This is a genomic window from Hymenobacter arcticus (genome assembly GCF_054779975.1).
Window position 1 is genome coordinate 123,864 of record NZ_BAAGXF010000003.1, and the last position, 22,579, is coordinate 146,442.

The following is a 22,579-nucleotide window of genomic DNA, read 5'->3' on the forward strand; positions in this document are numbered from 1 at the left end:
CTACCAGTGCTTGTTGCGTAACTGCTTAGTTGATAGGATACTTGATATCGGAGTGGTTGTGCGTGTAGAAGTAAGCGTAGTTGGCGCACATCTGCTCCCAGCCGGTTTCGGTCGCAAACTTCTCGTGCAGTATGTCTTCCCAGGCCAGGCGCATTTGCCGGGCGCACACGAGCGGCCGCACCTGGCCAATGCCCGTGCCTAAGCCCGGAATAGCCGCGGTTTGTATTTTTCTGCTAATCAAGGTATTATCTGTTAGCTTGCCGTAGCGCAAAAGCACTAAAATGGCCTTCATGGCCTGGTACACGTTGGGCCCGCGTGTGCTGGTCATGGGCGTGCGCATGGTGGGCGCGGCAATCAGGTAGGGAAAGGCCGGGCTGCCGGTGGGCAACACTTCGGCCTGCCCCACCAATAATTCCCCGTAGTGCTTTTCGCGGATGAGGCGCTGCAAGTCCTTCTCCAAGTGCCAGCCCAAGTGCTGGGAAATGGTAAAATCCAGGCCGCCATCCATGTAGCCGAAGCTGTTGGCGGGGCTGACCAGGGCCAGCGGCGCAAGGCAGAAAGGCAAGGCACGCACAAGGTATTTTTTTGCAAATTTGGACCGGCTCGGCCGCCGGTTGGCGCGCCCAGCCCCCTACCGCAGCTACTATTGCTGGTAGCGGTTCACCACACAGTACCGGTTCATGTTATGAGTGAAGCCCCAAACTTGCCCCACTCGTGGTGGAAAAACTGCCTGCTGGCGCACTGGCTCACGCTGGCCACTTATGCCCTGTACCTGGGGCGCTGGGCCCAGTATGCCTGGGAAGCCGCTACCTACCGGGCCCAGCCCACGCCGGGTGGCGCCGGCGATGCGCTGAACTGGCTACTGCTCAGTTAGTTGTGCTTCGCAGGGCCGTTTGGCTTGGTGATGCTGGTCAATGTGGGGTGGCGGCGTCAACACCGGGTATTTTATGCCTTGGTAGTGGGATTAATCGCCTTGCCCTTTCTCATTAATGCGCTGGTTGATAGGTGATTGGCTTAATTCCGGGTAAAAAAGACCGGCCCCCGCCTTGGTCAGAAAATAGCACCCGACGACGCCCAGCAGCGTGTAGGGGATGGAAAGCAGTACTATCAGCCACCCCATGGCCAGGCCATCGCGGCTGCCATCCACCAGCAGTACCCGGCCCCAATCGGGCGGAAAGTACCCGGCCTGCATGTCGTGGAAGTGCCAGAGCATCCCGCCAAATGGCGCACTCAGCCCCACGGTGACGGCGCAGATAGCGCAAACGACTCCCACCCGGCCCGAGGTGTCGCGCCGCCGAAAAAAACCGGTGGCCCCCGCCGCCAGGGGGCCGTAAAAAAAGCAGCAGAGCGCGATGTACTGCACCGGATGCGCATCGTGATAGAGCAGCATCAGGTACCAGGCACCAAATACGCGGTGCCCCGGCAGCAGCAGCCACAGCAGGTAGTAGCCCGCCGTGGCCAGCCCAAAGCTCGTTACCCAGAAAAAAAGGACCCGTTTCAACATGTCAGCTACGAACCAGGCAATACGAGAACAAGCCAGCTAGCAGAATTGCCCGCGAATGCCTAACCCGCCGCGCCAAAAGTAGCAACCCATGCCCCGCCCGGCCCGTTTGCTGCCTCACACCTCACCCAGTGCGCCTATGCCCTCCAAAATCTACTACCTCGATGCCGCCCACACTGATGCCGTTACGGCTAGCTGGGGGATGTTTTTTCGCAATTTTCGCCTCGATTATCAGGGTCAGGAGCTTGGCCGCACCGCCACCGCGCAAGAGTTGAAAGCCGGCCAGGAATTTGTGCTGCCCGATGGCCGTCGGCTCCAGGTGCGCCTCCAGCAGCAGTTTGGGGCGCAGGGGCTCGACCTGCAGCTCGATGGCCGGCCCGTGGCGGGTACCGTCAACGACCCGCACACGCAGGTGGCGACTGGCTTTGCGGCGATGCTGTTTATTGCTGGCCTCAATTTGGTGCTGTCGCTGGTGGTTTTGCTCGGCCACGTGGAAGTGCTTGCGCAGCTGGGCATTGGCTGGGGCACCGTGCTGGAAGCCTTGCTGTACGCGGGCCTGGCCTGGCTGGGCAAGTACCGGCTGTCGGCGGTGGCTTTCTACGTAGCGCTGGGGCTGGTAGTGCTTGATGGCGTAGTTACCCTCGGCAGCGGGCAGGCCTCGGCAGGTCTCGTGGTCCGCGTTTTTCTGGGTATTGCCATCTACCGGGCGGCCGCCGCAACCCGGCAGCTGCGCGCCGCAGCCGCCCAGCGTGAGGCAGCTACACAATTGCCGCTATAGAAGAGAAATCACTTATCTTTATGAGTTGCTAACTATTAACTAGTTAATAAATTTATAAGGATAAGTAAGTAGTAAAAATTGAACGTGTTGACCCGCCCATCAAATGGCCGCTGCTCTTCTGCGGTGGCCCAGGCTCCGCACTAGCTCTACAGTATGCATTGGCGGGCCGCCGCAACAATGCCGTGTACTGCGTGGATTGTGGCGGATGGGTGACCCCTTCACGGGCGCTACCGTTAACCCGCCGCCTGACTTCCTTTCGAGCCCCCGGGGCTGGCGTCGTGAGCACAGGCTGCTGAGTTGCCGGATAGCTTGAGTCTGCTACCGAGCCGGCCCGTGGGCTGGTGGGCCCGCCCGGTGGTCAAACCGGCCAGTTACCCCACTCAATAGGCAAAAAAGCGGCCCGCCGGCAATTGCCAGCGGGCCGCTTTTGTTATAGAAGCAAAGGCTAAAATGACTACGCGGCCGGAGCGGCGCTCATCTTGTCCAGGGCGTCCATTACCTCTTTCACGTGGCCGCGCGAGGTTTCGAGCATGGCTTTCTCCTCGTCGTTGAGCTGCAATTCAATTACGCGCTCCACGCCGTTTTTGCCCAGAATAACCGGGGCACCGAGGTACACGCCGTTGATGCCGTACTCGCCTTGCAGCTCCAGGCACACCGGGAACACGCGGCGCTGGTCGCGCACGATGGCTTCTACCATCTGGGCGGCCGCCGCGCCGGGCGCGTACCAGGCCGAGGTGCCCATGAGCTTCACCAGCTCGCCGCCGCCGTTTTTGGTGCGCTCCACAATGGCGTCAAGCGTCGCTTTATCAATGAGTTCGGTAACCGGAATGCCACCCACGGTGGTGTAGCGGGGCAGGGGCACCATGGTGTCGCCGTGGCCACCCATGAGCACCGCCTGAATGTCCTTCGGGCTCACGTTCAGGGCCTCGGCCAAAAAGGCGCGGTAGCGGGCCGTGTCGAGGATGCCGGCCATGCCGAACACCTTTTCGCGGGGCAGCTTGGCGGTGAGGTGCGCCTGGTAGGTCATCACGTCGAGCGGGTTGCTCACGATAATGATAATGGCGTTGGGCGAGTGGGCCACCACCTGCTCGGTTACCGACTTCACGATGCCGGCGTTGGTGGCAATCAGGTCGTCGCGGCTCATGCCGGGCTTGCGGGGCAGGCCCGAAGTAATAACCACTACCTCCGAACCCGCGGTGCGGGCGTAGTCGTTGGTGACACCCACCGTGCGGGTATCGTAGCCGATAATCGGCGCTTTCTGCCAGATATCGAGCGCCTTACCTTCGGCGAAGCCTTCCTTGATGTCAACTAAAACAACTTCATTGGCAATTTCACGGGTGGCGAGCACATCGGCGCAGGTAGCGCCCACGTTGCCAGCCCCAACTACGGTAACTTTCATGGGAATTAATGAATGGTAGGAGGGAACAAAGCCAGCAAGTCTGGCCCGGTAAAAGTACACCCGAAAGCCCCGTAGTGGCATTGCTAGTAGCGCGAAGCTTCGCGCTACTCACAGCGATAGCCGCACCAGGGCCAGCACTTGGGCCGGCCGCAGCTGGTAGGTGCTTTGGGCCAGCACAAACTGGCTCACGTAGCTGTACTGATACTGCCGGGTGTCAAAAATATTGTTCCAGCGCAACTCCAGGTCAATTTTGCGGGCCGTGGGCAGCGTGTAGCGGTAGGTGAGGTCGGCAAACACGGCGCGCACCGGGGCGGCCGGCCCCTGGCTGGCGTAGTAGTCGGCGGCGGCCGTGAGGGCGTGGCGGCCCACCGGAAACACGCTGGCGCTGGCGTGGTGGTCTTGCAGCAGGGCCAGCGGTTGGGCGGGCGCGCCTTCCACGGTGCTGCGCAGGGCCGTGAGCGTGGCGCTGTAATCGAGGCTGCCCCAGTCGAAGGCCGACACGCTGGTTTTGAACGTGGCCGTGGCCGAGCGGCTGGTGGTTTGGGCCAGCGTGCCATTGAGCACCTGCGGCTGGCGGCTAAGGCTGGCCGACAGGTTAAGGCTAAAGTTGGTTTTCCAGGGGCTCACAAACTTGCTCACGTTGCCGAATACCGCGTGGCTCACGCGGCGGCTGTCCTGGTCGAGCGCCACCGTGGTGAGCGCCCCGCCGGCATCTACCTGGCTGCTGTACAAGCGGTTGCTAAGCGTAGTGGAGAACGAATAGTTGGTACTGAAAAACAGTGACTTGAGCGGATTTTTGAAATAAAGCCCCGCGTTGTAGCTCTGCCCGATGCTGCGCGGCAGCGGCGCATCGTTGCGCTGCAAGGTGCGGTAATCGCGCAAAATGTAAGCGTAGTTGAGCTGCGAGATATCGCCAAAGCCGTTGCGCAGGCCCGCGCCGGCCGAGGCGTACCACAGCGCCCCCAGGTCGCGGCGGGCGCTGAGGCGGGGCTCGGCCACCAGCACGCGCAGGCGCTGCCCGGCGGCTAGCGCGTCGTCGTGAGCCTGGAAGTCGTAGTAGCTCACCGGCAGGTCGAGGGTGGCGTTCCACAGGTCGCTTTTGTAGCCCAGGCCGGGCTGGAGGTAGGCGCGGGTGCGGGCCCAGGCCAGGTCATTGCGCAGCAGTGGGCCGGCGGTGGCGGGCATGGGTGCAGTTTCTAGGGCCGAGGTCAGCTGCTGAAGCTCCGTCGAAAAGCCCGCCGTGCCCGAGTACGCCCAGTGCCCGCGGCTGGCGGTGACACCCAGCGAGTTGCTCGTAAAAAACGACCCCAGCCGCACCTGCTGCCGGGTGGTGTCGGTGGCCGCGCCGCCCGTGAGGGCCGGGGCAAACACGCCGGGGCTCACCGCCAGCCGCTGCGGCGAATTGGTGTAAAACACCAGCGACGACGCCTGCAAAATCTTGCCCGCGCCCAGCGGCCGCACCAGCCCCAGCCGGTTGGTGGCCGCCAAAAATGGGTTGCGCGCCGCCTGCGTCACGCGCGTGCCGCTCTCAGCCCGATAAATGTCGCCGGTCTGCGAATCCCAGCGGCCTTCCAGACTCAGCGTATTTTTGAGGTAGTAGTCCTTGACGTTTTTAATGAACGCCAGGTCGGTTTGCAGCGTGTTGAAATACAGCTTGTTGTATTTATCCTCCGTAATTTTAACCGTCTGATTATCCGGTAAGTAGTAAAACGTCTGCGAACTGCCGCGCTGCGTTTGCGCATCGTGCAGGTACGAGGCATTCACCCGCAGCTGGTTTTCCTTGCTGATGGTCACCAGGTGGTTGGCGCTCAGCAGGTGCACCCGGTTGAAGAGGTAGCGGCTGGCGGCCACCGGCGGCTGGCCCAGGTCCTGGATGTGGGTGAGGTCGGGCTTCTGGTTGCTGCTCTCGCTCTGCTGCTGCAAGTCGGCCAGGGTCAGGGGCTTGAGTTCGGCAGCCACGTCCTGGCCAGTGTTGTTGCCCTGGTAGGTGTCGATGAGCTGCTGTTTTTTGGTAAACAGCATCGGCGACACGTTGGCGCTCCACAGCGCCGCGGCGGGCGACGGCACCAGGCCCGCGCCCAGCCGCGCCTGCCCGGTGGCGGTTACCTTGCTCTTGAGCTTGATGTTGAGCGCCGCGTTGTCGGGGTGCACCAGCTTGTCGAGCGCCCGGATGGGCTGGTGGTTTTCGAGCACCTGCACGCTCTGCACGGCCCCGCTGGGCAGGTTGTCGCTGGCCAGGTTGTAGCGGCTCTCCAGCAAGTCCTGCCCGTTGATGTAAAACTTGCTGATGGGCCGCCCCTCGTAGCTGATTTGCCCGTCGCTGGCCACCTCAATGCCCGGCATCTTCCTGAGCACGTCCGATATCACCCGGTCCTGCTTGCTGGCAAAGGCATCGACCTTGTAGCTGAGCGTATCGCCCTGCCGGGTGATGGGGGCGCCCTGCACCACTACCTCCTTGAGGGCGGTGGTGCTCTCCTGCATCTTAATGGCCACCGGCTGGCTACGGTTCACCAGCCGGATAAGCTGCTCGGCGTAGCCCAGGGCGCGGGCCGACAAGCGGAGTCGCTGGCCGGGGTGGCGGCGAGGGTGAGCTTAAAGCTGCCATCGGCCCCCGAAATAACGAAGGCCGAGGCGGGCGGCTGAGTCTTGGTTTCTGCTTCTAGCAGGATGCCTTCCAAGGGCTGGTCAGCGGGGTCGCGCACGGTGCCGGTGAGGATGGTTTGGGCCGAGCACAGCTGAGAAAAAAATGTGCAAAATAATATTATATTGAATAGTGTATTATTAAAAAATATATAATACTGCATAGTATCTATAATATTTCAAAAGTACTCAGAGGCTATTATTTTAATAGTTCTAAAGAATTATTGTATTTTCTTCTAATTCTTTCATACTCCATTTTTCTTTCTTCCGGAGAGAGAGGTAATCCATTGTGAGTCAGGGTTGAAACCATGTTCACAAGATTAGCATAATAGCCTTTTCTACCTTTTTCTACTATCAACTTAGTTGAATAGACGGTTTTTTTAGGTAGCTGTAAACTTAAATCACGACTAACTTTTATAAACTTTGCAAGTTGAAATGTATAATTATTTGCGATGTCATTAACCTTGATAATTAGACCAGGTAAGCCATAGAATTTATAAGGCCCATCTGAAATAGGTATTTTTTTTGTGAACCAAGCATCAAAAATGCGTCCTCCAAATTGTATGGTTGCTTTTTGGCAATCATAACCTGATACATTTTTCTTTTCATCAGTTATACGCCAACTACTGATTGGGAATTTATCTTGATAAAAATAGGTTTTAGTATCAATTGATTCATATGGATAGATGTTATTACTTACTCTATCTTTAAAAATCTTGAATCTAAATCTTGATAATGGTAGGGCTACAAACTTATCTGCGTAGTCTTGGCCATCAAAAGCATTTTGTGGAATATCAACTACGGTACTCTCTAATGAATCAGCCAAGTAGTTGCCAACGCTCTCGAATGATGAAGTTGTTTTTCCTAATAGTAAGCGCATTACTTCACTCTGAAGTAAAGTTTTATTGGTTGAATCTGGAAGGTAGGTTAGTTTGTATAAGCATAAATAATTAGCCTTTTCATTTTTAAATTGGGCTTTATTAGGCTGAGCGAACAGCTTTGTAGAGATGCATAAAGCATATAAAAAAAAGAGTTTCATCTTATGAAAAAAATAAGAGTAATAAAGTGCTCTGTATTTGCACTTTATTACTCTTTGGTATTGCTATTTAGTTGCAGTAGTAAGCTCTTAAAGCACGGAGGCCTTGCCCATACTCTATGTAATCATGTGCGTATAAATATGTGTCAGCTCCACACTGCGTAAAACGATAAATTAGATTAGGCTTTTTTGTAATTACTAGATTTTTATTATTTTCTGCTTTGCTAACAATTAAAGTTAAGCAAAATAAGGCAGTTAGTGCAAAATTCTTCTTCATGACAAAAGCGGGTTGTAAAACTTCTAGCTCTGCCAAACCCCGCAGAACCAATAGAGCTGCTCTATCGATAAAGCCTAGGTGCAGAACCTATATGGGCCGTCGCATACGAAGTGGGGAGCCAACCCAGTAGTGGCTTGCTGGCACCGGGCCACGGCAGCTAATGCGTTGAGCAAGAGACTACGTGGCGACTGATGACGGCTGTAAAACTTCGAGAAAAAAAAATAGACTTCCTAATTTCCAGTGTTAAGATATAGTGCTGCCACGAGTAAGAGGTTGATTATCAGGTCAATTATTTACTATATTTCTTGAGGTGCTATCGGGAATATACGGCAACTAACAGCTTAAACATAGCGAATAAGTTGTAAAAGGACAACGTCACTTAGCCAATTCAAATCAGTGCGTTAGCAATCAGTTTTCACAGTCGCTGCACGGCCACTACCCGCGCCGTAGTCTCCTCCACCTTAAACCTGTCATCGACGCGGAAGCCCACCACCCAGCAGATTTTGCCGTCGGCGGCCGTCAGCACGCGCACCTCATCTTTGAGGTTGAGGGGCACTTTCTGGTCGATGAGGAAGTCGCTGAGGTGTTTTTTTCCCTTCATGCCCAGCGGCATAAACCAGTCGCCCTCGCGCCAGCGACGCAGCGTGAGTGGAAAGCTTAGCTTGTCCACATCCAGGGCGGCGGTGCTGCGCGAGCGCGGAATTTCGTAGCCCGCCCCGTCGTGATAGGTGGCGCGCAGGCGCAGGCCATCGGCCAGTAAATCCTCTTGGTTTTCAGCTAGTTGAAACGTGCCGTACTGGGCCAGCCGGCGCGGGGTAATCACGAGCTGGTCGCGGTCCTTCACCAGCCGGTGCGTGGGCGAGTCGAATTGCTTGCCCGACAAACCAGTGAAGCTGGCCGCGATTTCTTTGCTCACTACCCACGAGAAGCCGAAGGGCCGCAGCATCTCGTGCAGCACCAGCGTGGTAGCGGCCGTGTTTTGGAGCAGCGCAATGTTGAAGTACGTGGCCTCGGGCGCGTCGCGGCGGGCCTGGGCAGTAGTGTCTTCTACGTAGCGGCGCACTATCTCCTCGGCCCCGCCCACGCGCTCGGCGCTGGAAGCCAGGGTGTTGTCGAGGTTGGGGTTGATGTCGCGCAGCACGGGCAGTACCTCCAGCCGCAGGCGGTTGCGCTGGTACACGGGGCTGTCGTTGCTGGCATCTTCGCGCCAGATGAGGCGGTTGGTGGCGATGTAGTCGTAGATATCATCCTTCTCGCAGGCCAGCATAGGCCGCACCACAAACTCATGCTTGGCCCGGATGCCGTGCAGCCCCGCCAGGCCGGTGCCGTGGGTGAGGTTGAGCAGTATGGTTTCGGTGGCGTCGCGGCGGTGGTGGGCGGTGGCCACGGCGGCGTATTCGTTGGTGGCCCGCACCTGCTCAAACCAGCGGTAGCGCAGCAGCCGGGCCGCCATTTGGGTTGAAATCCCCTCGCGCTCAGCAAAAGCCTTGGTCTGGAAAAACTCGGCGAAGTAGGGCACTTCGTACTGCTTGGCCAGCTTGCGCACGAACAGCTCGTCGGCGTCGGCCTCCTCGCCGCGCAGGCCAAAGTGACCGTGCGCCACGGCCAGCTTGGCCCCCAGCCGGTGCAGCACGTCGAGCAGCACCACCGAGTCGAGGCCGCCGCTCACGGCCACCAGCACGGTATCGGTTTCGAGGTTGAAAAGGGTATTATCGGTAATGAATTGGCGAACCTGGTCGAGCATGGCAAAGGAGTGAAGCAGCCGGCAAAACCGGCCGGGAAGGCTACAAAGTTCGCCCCGCCAACCAGCCGGTAACTCAGGCAGTGGTTCCAACCGCGCAAAAAAGCGCTCTTGCCGCCGCCTGTCCCTGTAGTAACGAGGACTGAGCCCACTCGGCGCGGCCCCCGCGCCGGGCACTAGGTTGCCATTATGCGCGTTAGGCCCCGCCCCCCGCCGTAACTTTGGCCCCGAATGCCGCTTCTCCGCTTTTACCTAGCCCTCCTCCTTTTGCTGCCGTTGGGCGCGCTGCACGCCCAAAACCGGCCCACTACCGCGCCCCGGCCGGCCGGCCCCGGCCCGCGCCCCCAGCCCGTGAAGGGCACGCCCGTGGAGCTGCTGCCCGGCACCCGCGAATTGCGCGGCGGTGATTATAACGGAGTGAAAATCAGAAAGTTGCTGGGTAACGTGTCGTTCAAGCAGCAGGACGTGCTGCTGTACTGCGACTCGGCCTACCAGTACCTGGAACGCAATGAGATTGAGGCGTTTAGCAACGTGCGTATTGTGCAGAGTGATACCATGACCATCACCGGCGACCATGGCTTCTATGATGGCAACAAGCGCACCGCCCGCATGACCGGCCAGCAGGTGGTGATGCACGACCCGCGCATGACGCTTACCACCACGGCACTTGACTACGACCTGAACCGCAAAACGGCCTTCTACACCGTGGGCGGCCACCTCGTAGACCCCAAAAACACCCTCGATAGTCAGCAAGGCTTCTACGATACCAATAGCAAAGTCTTTGTCTTTAAGCGCGATGTGCACCTGATTTCGCTCGATGAAACCGGCCAGCCCACCGACTTGCGCAACGACACGCTCACGTTTAATACCATTAGCAAAATCGCGTATTTCAACGGGCCAACCCGCATCAAAAGCCCGCAGGGCGACTTGTACGCCGAAAAAGGCACCTACAATACGGTAACGCGCATCTCCAACTTTGCCAAAAAGGCCCAAATAGAAACGACTGGCTACCTGCTGGGCGGCGACGTGCTGGTGTATGACCAGGTGAAGCTCTACGGTGTGGCGACGGGCCACGTCTCGCTCATTTCCAAGAAGGACAACCTCGTGCTGCGCGGCGACCAGGGCCGCTACTGGCGGGCGCTGGGCCGCACCAAGCTCTTCGGGGCGCGGCCGGTGGTGCGCAACATTTCGGGCAAAGACACGCTCTACATGGCCGCCGACACGCTGCTGAGCGTGGAAACGCGCCCCGGCCGCGCCGTGCAGCGCCCCATTCTCTACGCTTGGCCTAAAGTGCAGATTTTTAGAGGCAAGATGCAGGGCCGCTGCGACTCGCTCACCTACGACCGCCAGGACAGCGTTATCTACCTCAACCGCGACCCGGTGGTGTGGCAGGCCCGCAATCAACTCACCTCCGACTCGATGAACCTGCGCTTCAAGCATGGTCAGCTCGACCGGGCTAACTTGTTCAGCAATGCCTTTGCTATTCAGGAAGATACCGTGCAGAACTACAACCAGGTGAAGGGCCGCAACATGATAGCCTACTTCCAGCGCGGCCAAATGGCCCGCATCGACGTGCTGGGCAATGCGGAGAGCCTCTACTTCACCCTCGACGGCGACACGGTGCTGAGCGGCATGAACAAGTCGGTGTCGGCCACCATGACGCTTCGCTTCGCCGACAACAAAATCAAGCAGCTCAGCTGGCTCACCAACCCCGAAGCCAGCTACACGCCCGTGCACGAGCTAGTAGCTGAAAACAAGCAGCTTAAGGCCTTTCGCTGGCGGCCCACCGAGCGGCCCACGCGCCGCGTAGTCTTTGGCAAGCACTTCGCCGGTGACCTCAAGCAAACTAAGCCCAAGCCGAAAGCCAAGGCCAAGGCCAAGGCCAAGCCAAAAACTAAGGCGAAAGCGCGGCCCAAAGCCAAGCCTGCCACCCCGCCCACCAAGCCGGCTGCCCCCAGTGCCGCCGGCCGGCCCCCGGTTACGGCGGTGCCGGCCGCGGCCCGGCCAGCGGCCGCTGCAACCCCGCGCTAGGCCCGCGGCTCTTAGCAGGGCGGAACTCCCGGCTGGCCGGCTGCCGTTTTACTTGTACCTTTGCCCCTTATATGCGATTCTCCCGTTTGATTACTGCGGCCCTGCTTACCGGCACCCTCTCGCTAGGGTCCTGCACGGGCTACCAGAAACTGCTGAAAAGCGGCAACGTAAATGAAAAATACGAAGCTGCTATCAAATATTACGATAAAGGTGACTTCTTTCGCTCGGGCACGTTGCTGGAGGAGCTCATTCCGCTACTCAAGGGCCGCCCCGAGGCCGAGAAAGCGCAGTTTTACTTCGCCAATACCAACTACCAGCAGCGCAACTACGTGCTGAGCGCGTACTACTTCAAGCAGTTTATCGATACCTACCCCAACTCGCCGCTGGTGGAGGAGGCGTCGTTTTTGCGCGCCAAGTCGCTGTACCGCGACTCGCCGGGCTACGAGCTGGACCAGACCAACACCATCACGGCGGTCGAAACCATCCAGGACTTCCTGAACACCTACGCCACTAGCCAGTTCAAGACGGAGGCCGAGAGCATGTCGCAGGAATTGCAAAAAAAGCTGGAAAACAAGGCTTTCCAGAGCGCGAAGCTCTACTACGCGCTGCGCTACAACCAGGCGGCCGTCACGTCGCTCGGCAACTTTACTACCCAGTACCCCGGCTCGGTATACAGCGAGCAGGCCGACTACATCCGGCTGCAAGCGCAGTACGCCTGGGCCAAGGAAAGCGTAGAATCCAAGCAGCGCGAGCGCTTTACCGATGCGGTAGCCATCTACCAGCACTTCATCGACACCTACCCGCAGAGCAAAAATATCCGCTTGGCTCAGTCCATGTACGACGACAGCCGCGCCGAACTTGAGCGCCTCAAGAGCGTGCCCGAAGCCAACGAGCCGGCCGCTGCTGCTCAAAACTAATTTACTGGCAGCCAGTTATTGGCCGGCACGCATTGGCCTTGTGCCGAATGACTTACCGCCCGCCAACCGGCTGCCACCACCGACTACCCGATACCCCAGCAACCCATGAAGACCCCCGCTTCCGCCTCCATCGTCACCCGCAACCTGGCCGACATCACGACCACCAACAACAACGTGTACGAGGCTATCTCCATCATCTCGAAGCGCGCCAACCAACTGTCGGTGAAGCTGAAAGAGGAGCTGACTGACCGCCTCGCCGAGTTTGCCACCACCGTTGACAACCTCGAAGAAGTGTTCGAAAACCGCGAGCAGATTGAAATCAGCAAGCAGTACGAACGCCAGCCCAAGCCCACCAGCCAGGCCATTGAGGAGTTCATCGCCGGCGAGCTGCACTACGAAACGCCCGAGGCGGCGCCCGTAGTTATTCCCCGCGAGCTATTCTAAGCTGCGCCCAACTTGTTGCTTGTTAACTAGTTATATAAATGACTGCCAACCAACAAGTTGCAAGCAGTAGCCCATCAGTTCCGCTGCAAAGCCGCCGCCTGCTGCTAGGCGTGAGCGGCAGCATTGCAGCCTACAAAGCCGCGCCGCTGGTGCGGCTGCTGGTGCAGGCCGGGGCCGAGGTTCAGGTTATCCTCACCGAAGCCGCCGCCGCCTTCGTTACGCCCCTCACGCTGGGCACCCTCTCCAAAAAGCCCGTCTTGACGGGCTTTTTGCGTGATGCGGCCAGCGGGCAGTGGCACAACCACGTGGAGCTGGGCTTGTGGGCCGAGGCCTACGTCATCGCCCCGGCTAGTGCTAATACGCTGGGACAATTAGCTAATGGGTTGTGCCCCAACTTGTTAAGTGCCGTGTATCTGTCGGCGCGCTGCCCGGTATTCTTGGCCCCGGCCATGGACCTTGATATGTACATCCACCCAGCGGTGCAGCAGAATATTCAGCGGCTGCGCTCGTTTGGTAACCACGTGTTCGACTCGCCTAGCGGCGCGCTGGCCAGCGGCCTCAACGGCCCCGGCCGAATGCTGGAGCCCGAGCAAATTGTGGAGCAAATGGTAAGCTTTTTCAACAGTGGAAAGTAAAAGAACGTCATGCTGAACGCAGTGAAGCATCTCTACCGCATCGTTTGAACGATTCAAATGGCACCGTAGAGATGCTTCACTGTGTTCAGCATGACGTTCTTTCGTGAAAATTCATAAAAGCAATGCGCGTTCTCCTCACCGCTGGCCCCACCTACGAACCTCTCGACCCGGTGCGCTTCCTGGGCAACCGCTCGACCGGTAAAATGGGCTACGCCCTGGCCGAATCCTTTGCCGCCACCGGCGCGGCCGTGACGCTGGTGAGCGGCCCCACGGCGCTGCCGGTGCCGACTAACCCGCTCATCACCACGGTGCGCGTCGAAACCGCGCAGCAGATGTACGAGGCGGCCGCGCTGGCCGCGCCGCTGGCCGACGTGTGGGTGTTTGCGGCGGCCGTGGCCGACTACCGGCCCGCTAATGTAGCCACCGAAAAAATCAAGAAAGTGGGCGAAACGCTTACCCTGGAGCTGGTGAAGAACGTGGACATTGCCGCCACGCTCGGCCAAAGCAAGCGGGCTGAACAATTTGCGGTCGGTTTTGCGTTGGAAACTACCAACGAGCTGGCGCACGCCCAAGACAAGCTGCGCCGCAAAAACTTCGACCTGGTGGTGCTCAACTCGTTGCGCGATGCCGGGGCAGGTTTTGGCCACGACACCAATAAGGTGACCGTGCTCGACCGCGCCGGGCAGGTGCTTAACTTTGAACTACAAGCCAAAACCGAGCTGGCCCGCACGCTGGTATCGCTTATCCTGACCCGTTTTTCTGCTGTGTATGCGTAAGTTATTGGTGCTGTTGTCGTTGCTGGTGGGGGTGGCGGCTACGCAAGTTGCCCAGGCGCAAGAGCTTAATGCGCAGGTAGTTGTCTCGCTGGAAAATGTGACGATTACCGACCCCACGCTCGTGGCGCAGTTGCAGAAGGACATGACGGCCTTCCTGAACACCCGCACCTGGACGCGCCAAACCTACCGGCCTGAGGAGCGCATCAAGCTGCGCCTGTTTGTGGGCATCACGGGCATTCCGCAAAACGGCACGTACCAGAGTACCATGCGCCTCATTGCCACCCGGCCCGTGTATGGTACCGGCTACGAAACCAACTTGCTGAGCATCAACGACCGCAGCTTTAATTTTAACTACACGCCGCAGACGCCGCTCGACTTTTCGCCCAGCAACTTTGTGGGCAATTTGTCGTCGCTGCTGGCCTTTTACGCCTACCTCTCGATTGGGAGCGACCAGGACTCGTTTGCCCGGTTTGGCGGCACTACGTACTACGACCAGGCGCGGGTGATTATGCAATACTCTACCAGCCAAACGCTTACCAACGAGGCCGATGGAGGCTGGACTGATGCCAGCCCCCGTAACCGCTACTGGCTGCTCAACAACCTCACCGACCCGCAGCTGGAGGCCTTCCGCACTGGGTTGTACGCCTATTACCGGCAGGGCATGGATATCTTTATTGAGAAGCCCGACGAGGCCCGTACTTCCATTCTGGCGGCGCTCACGGGTATTCAGAAGGCCAACACCGTGCGACCAAACACGTTATTCCTGCGCGCCTTTTTCGACGCCAAGGCCGATGAGATTACCAACATCTTCCGCACTAGCACCGACATTCAACAGAAGCAGCAGTTGCTCACGCTACTCACCGACGTAGACCCCGGCAACCTGGCTAAGTACCAAACAATTAATCGCTGATTTTGCAGATTGAGCAGATTTCGCTGATTCGGGCGTCAGCTTATTGCGCATTTCGGGCAGCGTAGCTTAGAGTAAGTGTGTTGGAATTGATAAGGAAGTCCAATAATTATCAATTAGTTAAGTAAAACCCAAGTCAGAAAATACCGTCAGCACGAGCCGATAGAATCTGCGAAATCTGCAAAATCTGCGATTTATGTTAATTGATTTACGTATTCAAAATTACGCTTTAATTGAGCAATTGGAGATGCGGCCGTCGCCGCTGCTCAACATTATTACCGGTGAAACCGGGGCGGGCAAGTCTATTATGCTGGGGGCCATTGGGCTGCTGCTTGGCAACCGGGCCGACTCGCGGATGCTCTTCCATACCGAGCGCAAGTGCGTAATTGAGGGACAGTTCGATATTACCAATTACCAGCTTCAGGATATTTTTGAGTCGGAAGACCTGGACTACGATACACAGTGCATTTTGCGGCGCGAGATTAGTCCGGCGGGCAAGTCGCGGGCCTTCGTGAACGACACGCCGGTGACGCTGGACGCCCTGCGCAAGATTGGGGCGAATCTGATGGACATTCACTCGCAGCACGACACGCTGCTGCTGGGCGATGGCGTATTTCAGCTCAACCTGCTCGACCTCTACGCCAACCTGGTGCCCACCCGCACGCAGTACGGCAGCGCCTACCGACAGTACCGCCGCCTCGAAACCGACCTTCGGGCGTTGGAAGACCAAGCCGTGCAGGCCAGCAAGGAATTAGATTATAATAGCTTCCTGCTTAGTGAGTTAGAAGAGGCTAGCCTCGATAAAGAAGACCAGGACGCGCTGGAGCAGGAGGTGAAGCAGCTGGAGCATGCCGAGGAAATCAAGTATAAGCTGAGCCAGGCGCTGCACGGTCTGCGCGACAGCGAAAGCTGCGCCACCGGCACCATGAAGGATGCTTCTACGCTGCTGGGGCAGGTGAGCGGCTACTCGGAGAATTTCCGCGAGTTGCGACAGCGCCTGGAAAGCTGCCTCATTGAGCTGCACGACATTGCCGACGAAGTAGAAACCGCCGAGCGCCGCACCGAGGGCGACCCCGCCCGCGCCGAGGAGTTGCAAGCGCGCCTCACGGTGCTCTACAACTTGCAGCGCAAGCACCAGCGCCGCGACGTGCCCGGCCTGCTCGAAACCCGCGAAACGCTGCGCCAGAAAGTGGGCTCGGTGCTGAACCTGGACAAGGAAATTACCCGCCTGCGCAAGGATTCGGACGCCGCGCTCAAGCAAGCCACCACCCAGGCTGCCAAACTCTCAGAGAGCCGCCGCAAGGCGTTCCCTAAGTTTGAAAAAGAGCTGAGCGCGCTGCTGGCCGACCTGGGCATGCCCCACGCCCGCATTGTGGTGGAGCACAAAACCGGCCTGCTGGCTGCCAGCGGCTCCGACGTGGTGAGCATCCTGTTCACGGCCAACAAGGGCGCGCAGCCCCAAACCCTGAGCAAGGCCGCGTCGGGCGGTGAGTTTTCGCGCTTAATGCTGTGCATCAAGTACATGCTGGCCGATAAAACGGCGCTGCCCACGATTGTATTCGATGAAATCGACACCGGCATCAGCGGCGAAATTGCGGTGAAGGTGGGCCGTATGATGCAGCAGATGGCGCACAAGCACCAGTTGGTGGCCATTTCGCACCTGCCGCAGATGGCGGCGGCCGGCGACACCCACTACTTTGTGTACAAAGAAGACCGCGCCGACCGCACCGTGAGCCGCATCCGGCAGCTGAGCCCGGAGGACCGCATCAAGGAAATTGCCCACATGATTGCCGGGGCCAAGCCCAGCGAAAACGCCCTGCAAAGCGCCCGCGAGCTGCTGGCCCTGCGCGGTGAGGTAAAAGTGGGGTAAGCTTTAGCTTGCCGCCCTGCTTCGGTTAGCTTGCCGGCCGCTTGCCTACTTTTGTTTATCCGTTTTGCCTATTAGCGGCAAGCTAAAGCTACCCCTACACCTTATGTCCTCCAACCTCCTCGCCGGCAAAGTCGGCATTATCTCCGGCGCGCTCAATTCCCAATCCATTGCCTGGAAAGTAGCCCAGAAGGCCCACGAGCAGGGTGCCCGCATTGTGCTCACCAACGCGCCGTTGGCCATGCGCATGGGCGAAATCAAGGCCCTGGCCGCCGAGATTGACGCCCCCATTATTCCGGCCGATGCTACTTCGATGGAAGAGCTGGGCACGCTGTTTACGGAGGCGCAGGCGCATTTTGGCGGTAAAATCGACTTTTTGCTGCATTCCATTGGCATGAGCGCTAACATCCGCAAGGGTAAGAGTTACGGCGACCTCGACTACAAGTTTTTCCAGCAGACGCTCGACGTGTCGGCGCTCTCGCTGCACAAGATGCTGGCCGTGGCCGAAAAGCAGGATGCCTTTAACGAGTGGGGTAGCGTGGTGGCGCTCAGCTACATAGCTGCTCAGCGCGCTTTCCTCGACTACACCGATATGGCACAGGCCAAGGCCGTGCTTGAAAGCATTGCCCGCAGCTACGGCCAGCGCCTGGGCCACCTCAAAAAGGTGCGCGTGAACACCATTTCGCAATCGCCCACCAAAACCACGGCCGGCACTGGCATTGCGGGCTTCAACGCGTTTTATGAGTATGCCCAGAAAATGTCGCCGCTCGGCAACGCGCCCGCCGAGGCCTGCGCCGACTACTGCGTATCGCTGTTTTCGGACTTCACGCGCTACGTAACCATGCAAAACCTGATGCACGACGGTGGCTTCAGCAGCACCGGCATCTCGCAGGAATTGGCTGATATGATGGAGAAGGCGGGCGAGTAAATCTCGTCGAATGGATTTGCCCTAAAAAGAGAAAGCCTGGCCAATTTGGTTAGGCTTTCTCTTTTTAGGGCAGTATTTTCTGTTAACCAGGTTTTACGCAAACGCGTTTGTCATTGCGAGCGCAACGCAGTGGAGCGCGGCAATAACAAACGGGTGTGTGTAATTTCTTACCTATTACCAGGCACCGACAGCACCTCACCCAGCGGTAGCGGGTCGCCAAAAACGGGTGCGCCGTCGGCGGCGAAGGTGAAGGGCTGCATGCGCGGGCTGCGTGCGGGGCCGCAGCCCTGGCCCGGCTCGGTGTTGGCGTGGTACAGAATCCAGTGCTGCTTGCCGTTGGGCGAGTCGAAAAAGCTGTTGTGGCCCGCGGCGTAGGTGCCTTTCACGTTTTGGGCGCGAAATACGGGCTGCGGCTCTTTGTGCCAGGAGGCGGGGTTGAGCAGGTCGGCCCCCGGCTCGGCCCACACCAGGCCAAGGGCGTAGAAGTCGGTCCAGCAGCCGCTGGCCGAGTACACCACGTTGACCCGGCCGTTGGGGCTGGCTAGGAACTGCGGGCCCTCGTTGACGAGTACCATCGCCGGCTCGCCGGGCGCGAAGCGGGGCAGTAGGCCGTGCTGCTCCCAGCCAAAGCGTGGGTCGGAGATGCGCACGCGCGGGCCGCTAATGGTCCAGGGGTTGCTGAGGCGGGCCAGGTAGATGTCCTGGCGGCCGTTCTCATCGCCCTCCCAGCCCGACCATAGGGCGTAGAGCTGGCCCTGGCTTTCGAACACCGAGCCGTCGATGGCCCACTTGTTGCCGGGCGTTTTCAGTTCGCCCTTCATGGTCCACCGGCCGGTGGTAGGGTCGGGGGCGGGGTTTTCGAGCACGTAGAGGCGGTGGTCGTTGTTGCTGCCCCCGTCGGCGGCGAAATACACGTACCACTTGCCCGCCAAGAAGTGCAGCTCGGGGGCCCAGATTTCCTTGGAGTAGGGACCAGTGGCGGGCGGCGTCCAGATAACGGTTTTGGTGGCCTGCCTGAGCTGCGCGAGGCTGGCCGTTTTCCAAATGCTAAGGTCGCGGCCAGTCGTGTGCATGTAGTAGTAGCTGCCCGCGTGGTAAATGGCCCACGGGTCGGCCCCAGCGGGCAGCAACGGGTTGGTGAACGTGGGCTGGCCGCAGGCAGGGCCGGCGGCTACGAGGAGCAGGAGGAGGAAGCGTAAAAAGCGCATGAGGAGGAGAAGAAGTAAGGGGTTAATGTACAGCAGAGCGTCATGCAGACCGCAGGGAAGCATCTCGCTCGCACTGTTAAGAGATTGAGTTAGTACCACACGCGAGATACTTCCCTGCGGTCTGCATGACGTTCCAGCTGCTTCCTGAACAGGTTAAAACGAAGAAAGCCAGGTCGCGTGACCTGGCTTTCTTGTTTTCAACCCAGTAGGGCTAAGCCGGTACCGGCGCGCCTTGCGGGGCATCGCCTTCGGGCTTCGGCTCGTCGGGCTTGGGGCCGCCGTGCTCTTCGTCGGGCTTGTAGTTTTTCTCCAGTTCAGCCAGCTTTTCTTTGCCGTAGGCGAAGCGCGTGATGATAACGTAGAGCACCGGCACGATGAAAATACCCATGCCAGTGGCGGCCAACATACCGCCGAGTACAGTCCAGCCCAGTGTCTGGCGGCTTTGGGCACCGGCGCCGGACGCGAACACCAGCGGCAGAATACCCAGAATAAACGCCAGTGAGGTCATGATAATAGGGCGCAGGCGCTGGCGCACGGCGTCGAGGGTGGCATCGACCAGCGGCATGCCTTTATCCACGCGCTCCTTAGCAAACTCGACAATCAGAATTGCGTTCTTGGCCGAGAGGCCGATGAGCGTAATCATGCCAATTTGGGCGTACACGTTGTTCGTCAGCTTGGGCAGGAAAATGAGCGCCAGAATGGCCCCAAAGATGCCCACCGGTACCGCCAGCAGTACCGAAAACGGTACCGACCAGCTCTCATACAGTGCGGCCAGGAACAGGAATACGAAGATGATGGACAGCGCAAAGATGTAAATCGTCTGCCCGCCGGCTAGCAATTCCTCGCGGCTCAAACCCGAAAACTCGAAGCCGTAGCCCTGGGGTAGCGTTTGCGCGGCGGTTTCCTGCAAGGCCTTGATGGCATCGCCCGAGCTATAGCCGGGAGCCGGGTTGCCGTTGATTTCAGCCGAGCGGAACAGGTTGTAGTGTGAAATGAGCGGCGCGGTTTCGCTACGCTTGTAGGTGGTGAGCGTGCTCAGCGGCACCATGCCGCCCGCGCTGTTGCGCACGTAGTACTGGCCCAGGTCGGCAATATCACCGCGGTACGACGAGTCGGCCTGCGCCACCACGCGAAACGTGCGGCCGTAGAGCGTGAAGTCGTTGATGTAGGCCGAGCCCAGATACGTGCGCAGGGCGTTGCCGACCTCCGTGATGGACACGCCCAGCTTCTTGGCCTTGCCGCGGTCAATATCGAGCTTGTAGCCCGGCGTGTTGGCGGTGAAGAACGAGAAGCCCGACGCGATTTCGGGCCTCTGACGAATGGCCCCCAGGAATTTTTGCAGGTTGGCATCAAATACTTTGATATCGCCTCCAGCTTCGCGTTCCTGAAAAATAAACGAGAAACCGCCCGTGTTACCCAAGCCGGGAATGGCCGGCGGCGAAATAACTACCGTGGTAGCCTCCTTAAAGCGGGCCATGCGCTGCTGCACGCTGGCCATGAGGCCGGTTAGTTGCAGCTCCTTGGCCTTGCGGTCTTCCCAGGGCTGAAGTTGGCAGAAGATGGTGCCGGAGTTCGACTTAGAGGAGAAGTTAACGGCGTTCAGGCCGCCCAGCGCCGCGTAGTGCGCAATGCCGGGCGTCTTGCTCAACTCCTTCATCATCTCTTGCAGCGTGGCCACGGTGCGACCAGTAGAAGCGCCTTCGGGCAAATTAAAGGTTATGATTACCCGGCCTTCATCCTCGGTGGGCAGGAAGCCGCTGGGCTTGCTGCGGAACAGCAAGCCGGCCCCCACCAAAATGCAAACCAGGATAATAACCACGAAGCGCGAGTGCTTGATGCCGCGCTGCACCCCGTTGCCGTACTTCTCAGTAACGCGGCCAAACCAGTCGTTGAACTTCTTGAACCCTTTGTTTATCAACCCTTTGGGGTGCTCGTCGGTGCTCTCTTCGTGAGGCTTTAGCAGCAGCACGCACAAAGCTGGTGTGAGCGACAGGGCCACGAAGGCCGAAATCAGCACCGAGATGGCGATAGTGATGGCAAACTGCTGGTATAGCCGCCCCGTGATGCCCGGAATGAAGCCTACCGGCACAAACACCGCCGCCAGAATGAGGGCAATGGCGATAACCGGGGCCGATATCTCGCGCATGGCCTCCAGAGTGGCATCAAACGGGCTCATCTTGCGCTCGTTGATGTTCACCTCCACGGCCTCGACCACCACAATGGCGTCATCCACCACAATACCGATGGCAAGTACAAAACCAAAGAGCGTCAGCGTGTTAATGGTGAAGCCCAGCGGAATGAAGAAGATAAACGTGCCCACGATGGACACCGGAATGGCCAGCACCGGAATGAGCGTGGAGCGCCAGTTTTGGAGAAACACGAACACCACCACGATTACCAGTAGCAGGGCTTCGACCAGCGTGTGCACCACCTCTTCGATGGACACCTGCACCACGCTTGCGGCCTCAAAAGGCACGATGTAGTCGAGGTCGGCGGGGAACTGCTTCTTGAGGCCATTCATGGTGGCCAGCACGTTCTCGTAGGTTTCGAGAGCGTTGGCACCAGGTGCTTGGTACACAAGCAGATAAGCAGCGCGCTTGCCGTCCACAAACGAGTTGTTGGCGTAGTTAAACTTGCCCAACTCAATGCGGGCCACGTCGCGCAGGTACACTAGTGAGCCATCCTGCGGCTGGGTTTTCACAATTACGTCGCCAAACTGCTGGATGGTCGTCAATCGGCCCTGCACCGTCACGATGTACTCAAACGACTGCCCGCGCTGGGCGGGCGGCGCGCCCACCGAGCCGGCCGCAATCTGGGCGTTTTGCTCGTTGAGGGCGGCCGAGATATCGGCGGCCGTCACGCCGAGCTGGGCCAGCTTATCGGGCTTCAGCCAGAGGCGCATCGAGAAGTCATCGGCGCGGCTCACAATGTCGCCCACACCCTTGGTGCGCAGCAGGGCGTCCTTGATGAATACGTTGGCGTAGTTGTCGAGGAAGGTGGTGTTGTGGCTGCCTTTAGGGGCGTACATGGCCACCAGCATCAGGATACTAGGGTTTCGCTTGCGCACCGTAAGGCCCAGGCGCTGAACCTCTTGCGGTAGGGTAGGGGTGGCAATGCCCACCCGGTTCTGCACGTCGAGGGCGGCAATATTGATGTCGGTGCCCACATCGAAGTTCACCGTCATGCTCATCTGCCCGTTGCTGGTGCTGTTGCTTTGCAGGTAGGTCATGCCGGGCGTGCCGTTTACTTGCACTTCCACGGGCGTGGCCACGGTTTGCTCCACGGTTTGGGCATCGGCCCCGATGTAGTTGCCCGTGACCGACACCGTGGGCGGCGTGATTTCGGGGTACTGCCCAATGGGCAGGTTCAGCATGGCCAGCACGCCCACCAGCACTATCACCAGCGAGGCAACAATGGCGGTGACGGGCCGGCGAATAAAGGTTTCTGCAATCATTTTCTTATGCTATTAGCTGATAGCTGTTAGCCGATAGCTT

At 58.8% G+C, this 22,579-nt stretch carries 19 protein-coding genes; 10 read left to right on the top strand and 9 right to left on the bottom strand.

Features of this window, described 5'->3' with window-relative positions; translation table 11 throughout:
- Positions 1-25: 25 nt before the first annotated feature.
- Positions 26-565 carry a macro domain-containing protein gene (locus ACYVGC_RS07010; protein WP_460583098.1) on the bottom strand — a complete coding sequence of 180 codons (540 nt, stop codon included), beginning with the start codon at positions 563-565 and terminating at the stop codon, positions 26-28.
- 120 nt (positions 566-685) lie between these two features.
- Between ACYVGC_RS07010 and ACYVGC_RS07015 the strand changes: the two genes are divergently transcribed.
- Positions 686-874, top strand: a complete 189-nt coding sequence (locus ACYVGC_RS07015; protein WP_460583099.1) for a hypothetical protein — start codon at positions 686-688, stop codon at positions 872-874.
- 90 nt (positions 875-964) lie between these two features.
- On the opposite strand, the gene ACYVGC_RS07020 is transcribed toward ACYVGC_RS07015, so the two are convergent.
- Positions 965-1,504: a hypothetical protein gene (locus ACYVGC_RS07020; RefSeq protein ID WP_460583100.1), complete on the bottom strand. Its 540-nt coding sequence runs from the start codon at positions 1,502-1,504 to the stop codon at positions 965-967.
- A gap of 136 nt (positions 1,505-1,640) precedes the next feature.
- Between ACYVGC_RS07020 and ACYVGC_RS07025 the strand changes: the two genes are divergently transcribed.
- On the top strand, positions 1,641-2,279 hold the full coding sequence (locus ACYVGC_RS07025) for a hypothetical protein (protein WP_460583101.1): 639 nt from the start codon (positions 1,641-1,643) through the stop codon (positions 2,277-2,279).
- 454 nt (positions 2,280-2,733) lie between these two features.
- Here the strand turns inward: ACYVGC_RS07025 and mdh are convergent, their stop codons facing one another.
- From mdh to tilS, 5 genes are all read right to left on the bottom strand, one after another.
- Positions 2,734-3,678 (bottom strand): malate dehydrogenase, encoded by a 945-nt coding sequence (mdh, locus tag ACYVGC_RS07030; protein ID WP_460583102.1) that lies wholly within the window; start codon positions 3,676-3,678, stop codon positions 2,734-2,736.
- A gap of 108 nt (positions 3,679-3,786) precedes the next feature.
- Positions 3,787-6,234, bottom strand: a complete 2,448-nt coding sequence (locus tag ACYVGC_RS07035; RefSeq protein WP_460583103.1) for a hypothetical protein — start codon at positions 6,232-6,234, stop codon at positions 3,787-3,789.
- Positions 6,186-6,482, bottom strand: a complete 297-nt coding sequence (locus tag ACYVGC_RS07040) for a peptidase associated/transthyretin-like domain-containing protein (RefSeq protein ID WP_460583104.1) — start codon at positions 6,480-6,482, stop codon at positions 6,186-6,188. Before ACYVGC_RS07040 ends, ACYVGC_RS07035 begins: the two co-directional genes overlap by 49 nt.
- 35 nt (positions 6,483-6,517) lie before the next feature.
- The gene (locus tag ACYVGC_RS07045) at positions 6,518-7,357 is read right to left on the bottom strand and encodes a GLPGLI family protein (protein WP_460583105.1); all 840 of its coding nucleotides are present in this window, start codon (positions 7,355-7,357) and stop codon (positions 6,518-6,520) included.
- A gap of 689 nt (positions 7,358-8,046) precedes the next feature.
- Complete coding sequence (tilS, locus tag ACYVGC_RS07050; RefSeq protein ID WP_460583106.1) at positions 8,047-9,375, bottom strand: tRNA lysidine(34) synthetase; 1,329 nt, start codon at positions 9,373-9,375, stop codon at positions 8,047-8,049.
- 228 nt (positions 9,376-9,603) lie between these two features.
- On the opposite strand from tilS, the gene ACYVGC_RS07055 reads away from it, so the two are divergent.
- The 8 genes from ACYVGC_RS07055 to ACYVGC_RS07090 all read left to right on the top strand — a co-directional run bounded on the left by ACYVGC_RS07055 (position 9,604) and on the right by ACYVGC_RS07090 (position 17,877).
- Positions 9,604-11,403: an LptA/OstA family protein gene (locus ACYVGC_RS07055; protein ID WP_460583107.1), complete on the top strand. Its 1,800-nt coding sequence runs from the start codon at positions 9,604-9,606 to the stop codon at positions 11,401-11,403.
- Between the two features lie 71 nt (positions 11,404-11,474).
- A complete protein-coding gene (locus ACYVGC_RS07060) occupies positions 11,475-12,320 on the top strand; it encodes an outer membrane protein assembly factor BamD (RefSeq protein ID WP_460583108.1) in 846 nt (281 codons plus the stop codon).
- A 105-nt stretch (positions 12,321-12,425) separates the two neighbouring features.
- A complete protein-coding gene (locus tag ACYVGC_RS07065) occupies positions 12,426-12,764 on the top strand; it encodes a DNA-directed RNA polymerase subunit omega (RefSeq protein ID WP_460583109.1) in 339 nt (112 codons plus the stop codon).
- 38 nt (positions 12,765-12,802) lie between these two features.
- The gene (locus ACYVGC_RS07070; RefSeq protein WP_460583110.1) at positions 12,803-13,399 is read left to right on the top strand and encodes a phosphopantothenoylcysteine synthetase/decarboxylase family protein; all 597 of its coding nucleotides are present in this window, start codon (positions 12,803-12,805) and stop codon (positions 13,397-13,399) included.
- A 122-nt stretch (positions 13,400-13,521) separates the two neighbouring features.
- Complete coding sequence (locus ACYVGC_RS07075; RefSeq protein ID WP_460583111.1) at positions 13,522-14,175, top strand: phosphopantothenoylcysteine synthetase/decarboxylase family protein; 654 nt, start codon at positions 13,522-13,524, stop codon at positions 14,173-14,175.
- Positions 14,168-15,085, top strand: coding sequence for a DUF4835 family protein (gene porD / locus ACYVGC_RS07080; RefSeq protein ID WP_460583112.1), 918 nt, complete (start codon positions 14,168-14,170; stop codon positions 15,083-15,085). The genes ACYVGC_RS07075 and porD overlap by 8 nt, the downstream gene beginning before the upstream one ends.
- A gap of 193 nt (positions 15,086-15,278) precedes the next feature.
- On the top strand, positions 15,279-16,952 hold the full coding sequence (recN, locus tag ACYVGC_RS07085; protein WP_460583113.1) for a DNA repair protein RecN: 1,674 nt from the start codon (positions 15,279-15,281) through the stop codon (positions 16,950-16,952).
- Positions 16,953-17,055: 103 nt separating this feature from the next.
- Positions 17,056-17,877 carry an enoyl-ACP reductase FabI gene (locus ACYVGC_RS07090; RefSeq protein WP_460583114.1) on the top strand — a complete coding sequence of 274 codons (822 nt, stop codon included), beginning with the start codon at positions 17,056-17,058 and terminating at the stop codon, positions 17,875-17,877.
- Between the two features lie 167 nt (positions 17,878-18,044).
- Here the strand turns inward: ACYVGC_RS07090 and ACYVGC_RS07095 are convergent, their stop codons facing one another.
- A complete protein-coding gene (locus ACYVGC_RS07095; RefSeq protein WP_460583115.1) occupies positions 18,045-19,085 on the bottom strand; it encodes a glycoside hydrolase family 43 protein in 1,041 nt (346 codons plus the stop codon).
- A 211-nt stretch (positions 19,086-19,296) separates the two neighbouring features.
- Positions 19,297-22,539, bottom strand: coding sequence for an efflux RND transporter permease subunit (locus tag ACYVGC_RS07100; protein WP_460583116.1), 3,243 nt, complete (start codon positions 22,537-22,539; stop codon positions 19,297-19,299).
- Between the last annotated feature and the right edge of the window lie 40 nt (positions 22,540-22,579).

Coding starts and splice junctions, on each gene's coding strand:
- ACYVGC_RS07055 (WP_460583107.1), top strand. CDS start 9,604: ATGCCGCTTCTCCGCTTTTACCTAGCCCTCCTCCTTTTGCTGCCGTTG.
- ACYVGC_RS07025 (WP_460583101.1), top strand. CDS start 1,641: ATGCCCTCCAAAATCTACTACCTCGATGCCGCCCACACTGATGCCGTT.
- recN (WP_460583113.1), top strand. CDS start 15,279: ATGTTAATTGATTTACGTATTCAAAATTACGCTTTAATTGAGCAATTG.
- ACYVGC_RS07075 (WP_460583111.1), top strand. CDS start 13,522: ATGCGCGTTCTCCTCACCGCTGGCCCCACCTACGAACCTCTCGACCCG.
- tilS (WP_460583106.1), bottom strand. CDS start 9,375: ATGCTCGACCAGGTTCGCCAATTCATTACCGATAATACCCTTTTCAAC.
- ACYVGC_RS07100 (WP_460583116.1), bottom strand. CDS start 22,539: ATGATTGCAGAAACCTTTATTCGCCGGCCCGTCACCGCCATTGTTGCC.
- ACYVGC_RS07045 (WP_460583105.1), bottom strand. CDS start 7,357: ATGAAACTCTTTTTTTTATATGCTTTATGCATCTCTACAAAGCTGTTC.
- ACYVGC_RS07060 (WP_460583108.1), top strand. CDS start 11,475: ATGCGATTCTCCCGTTTGATTACTGCGGCCCTGCTTACCGGCACCCTC.
- ACYVGC_RS07015 (WP_460583099.1), top strand. CDS start 686: ATGAGTGAAGCCCCAAACTTGCCCCACTCGTGGTGGAAAAACTGCCTG.
- ACYVGC_RS07065 (WP_460583109.1), top strand. CDS start 12,426: ATGAAGACCCCCGCTTCCGCCTCCATCGTCACCCGCAACCTGGCCGAC.
- ACYVGC_RS07040 (WP_460583104.1), bottom strand. CDS start 6,482: ATGCAGTATTATATATTTTTTAATAATACACTATTCAATATAATATTA.
- ACYVGC_RS07020 (WP_460583100.1), bottom strand. CDS start 1,504: ATGTTGAAACGGGTCCTTTTTTTCTGGGTAACGAGCTTTGGGCTGGCC.
- mdh (WP_460583102.1), bottom strand. CDS start 3,678: ATGAAAGTTACCGTAGTTGGGGCTGGCAACGTGGGCGCTACCTGCGCC.
- ACYVGC_RS07095 (WP_460583115.1), bottom strand. CDS start 19,085: ATGCGCTTTTTACGCTTCCTCCTCCTGCTCCTCGTAGCCGCCGGCCCT.
- porD (WP_460583112.1), top strand. CDS start 14,168: ATGCGTAAGTTATTGGTGCTGTTGTCGTTGCTGGTGGGGGTGGCGGCT.
- ACYVGC_RS07070 (WP_460583110.1), top strand. CDS start 12,803: ATGACTGCCAACCAACAAGTTGCAAGCAGTAGCCCATCAGTTCCGCTG.
- ACYVGC_RS07090 (WP_460583114.1), top strand. CDS start 17,056: ATGTCCTCCAACCTCCTCGCCGGCAAAGTCGGCATTATCTCCGGCGCG.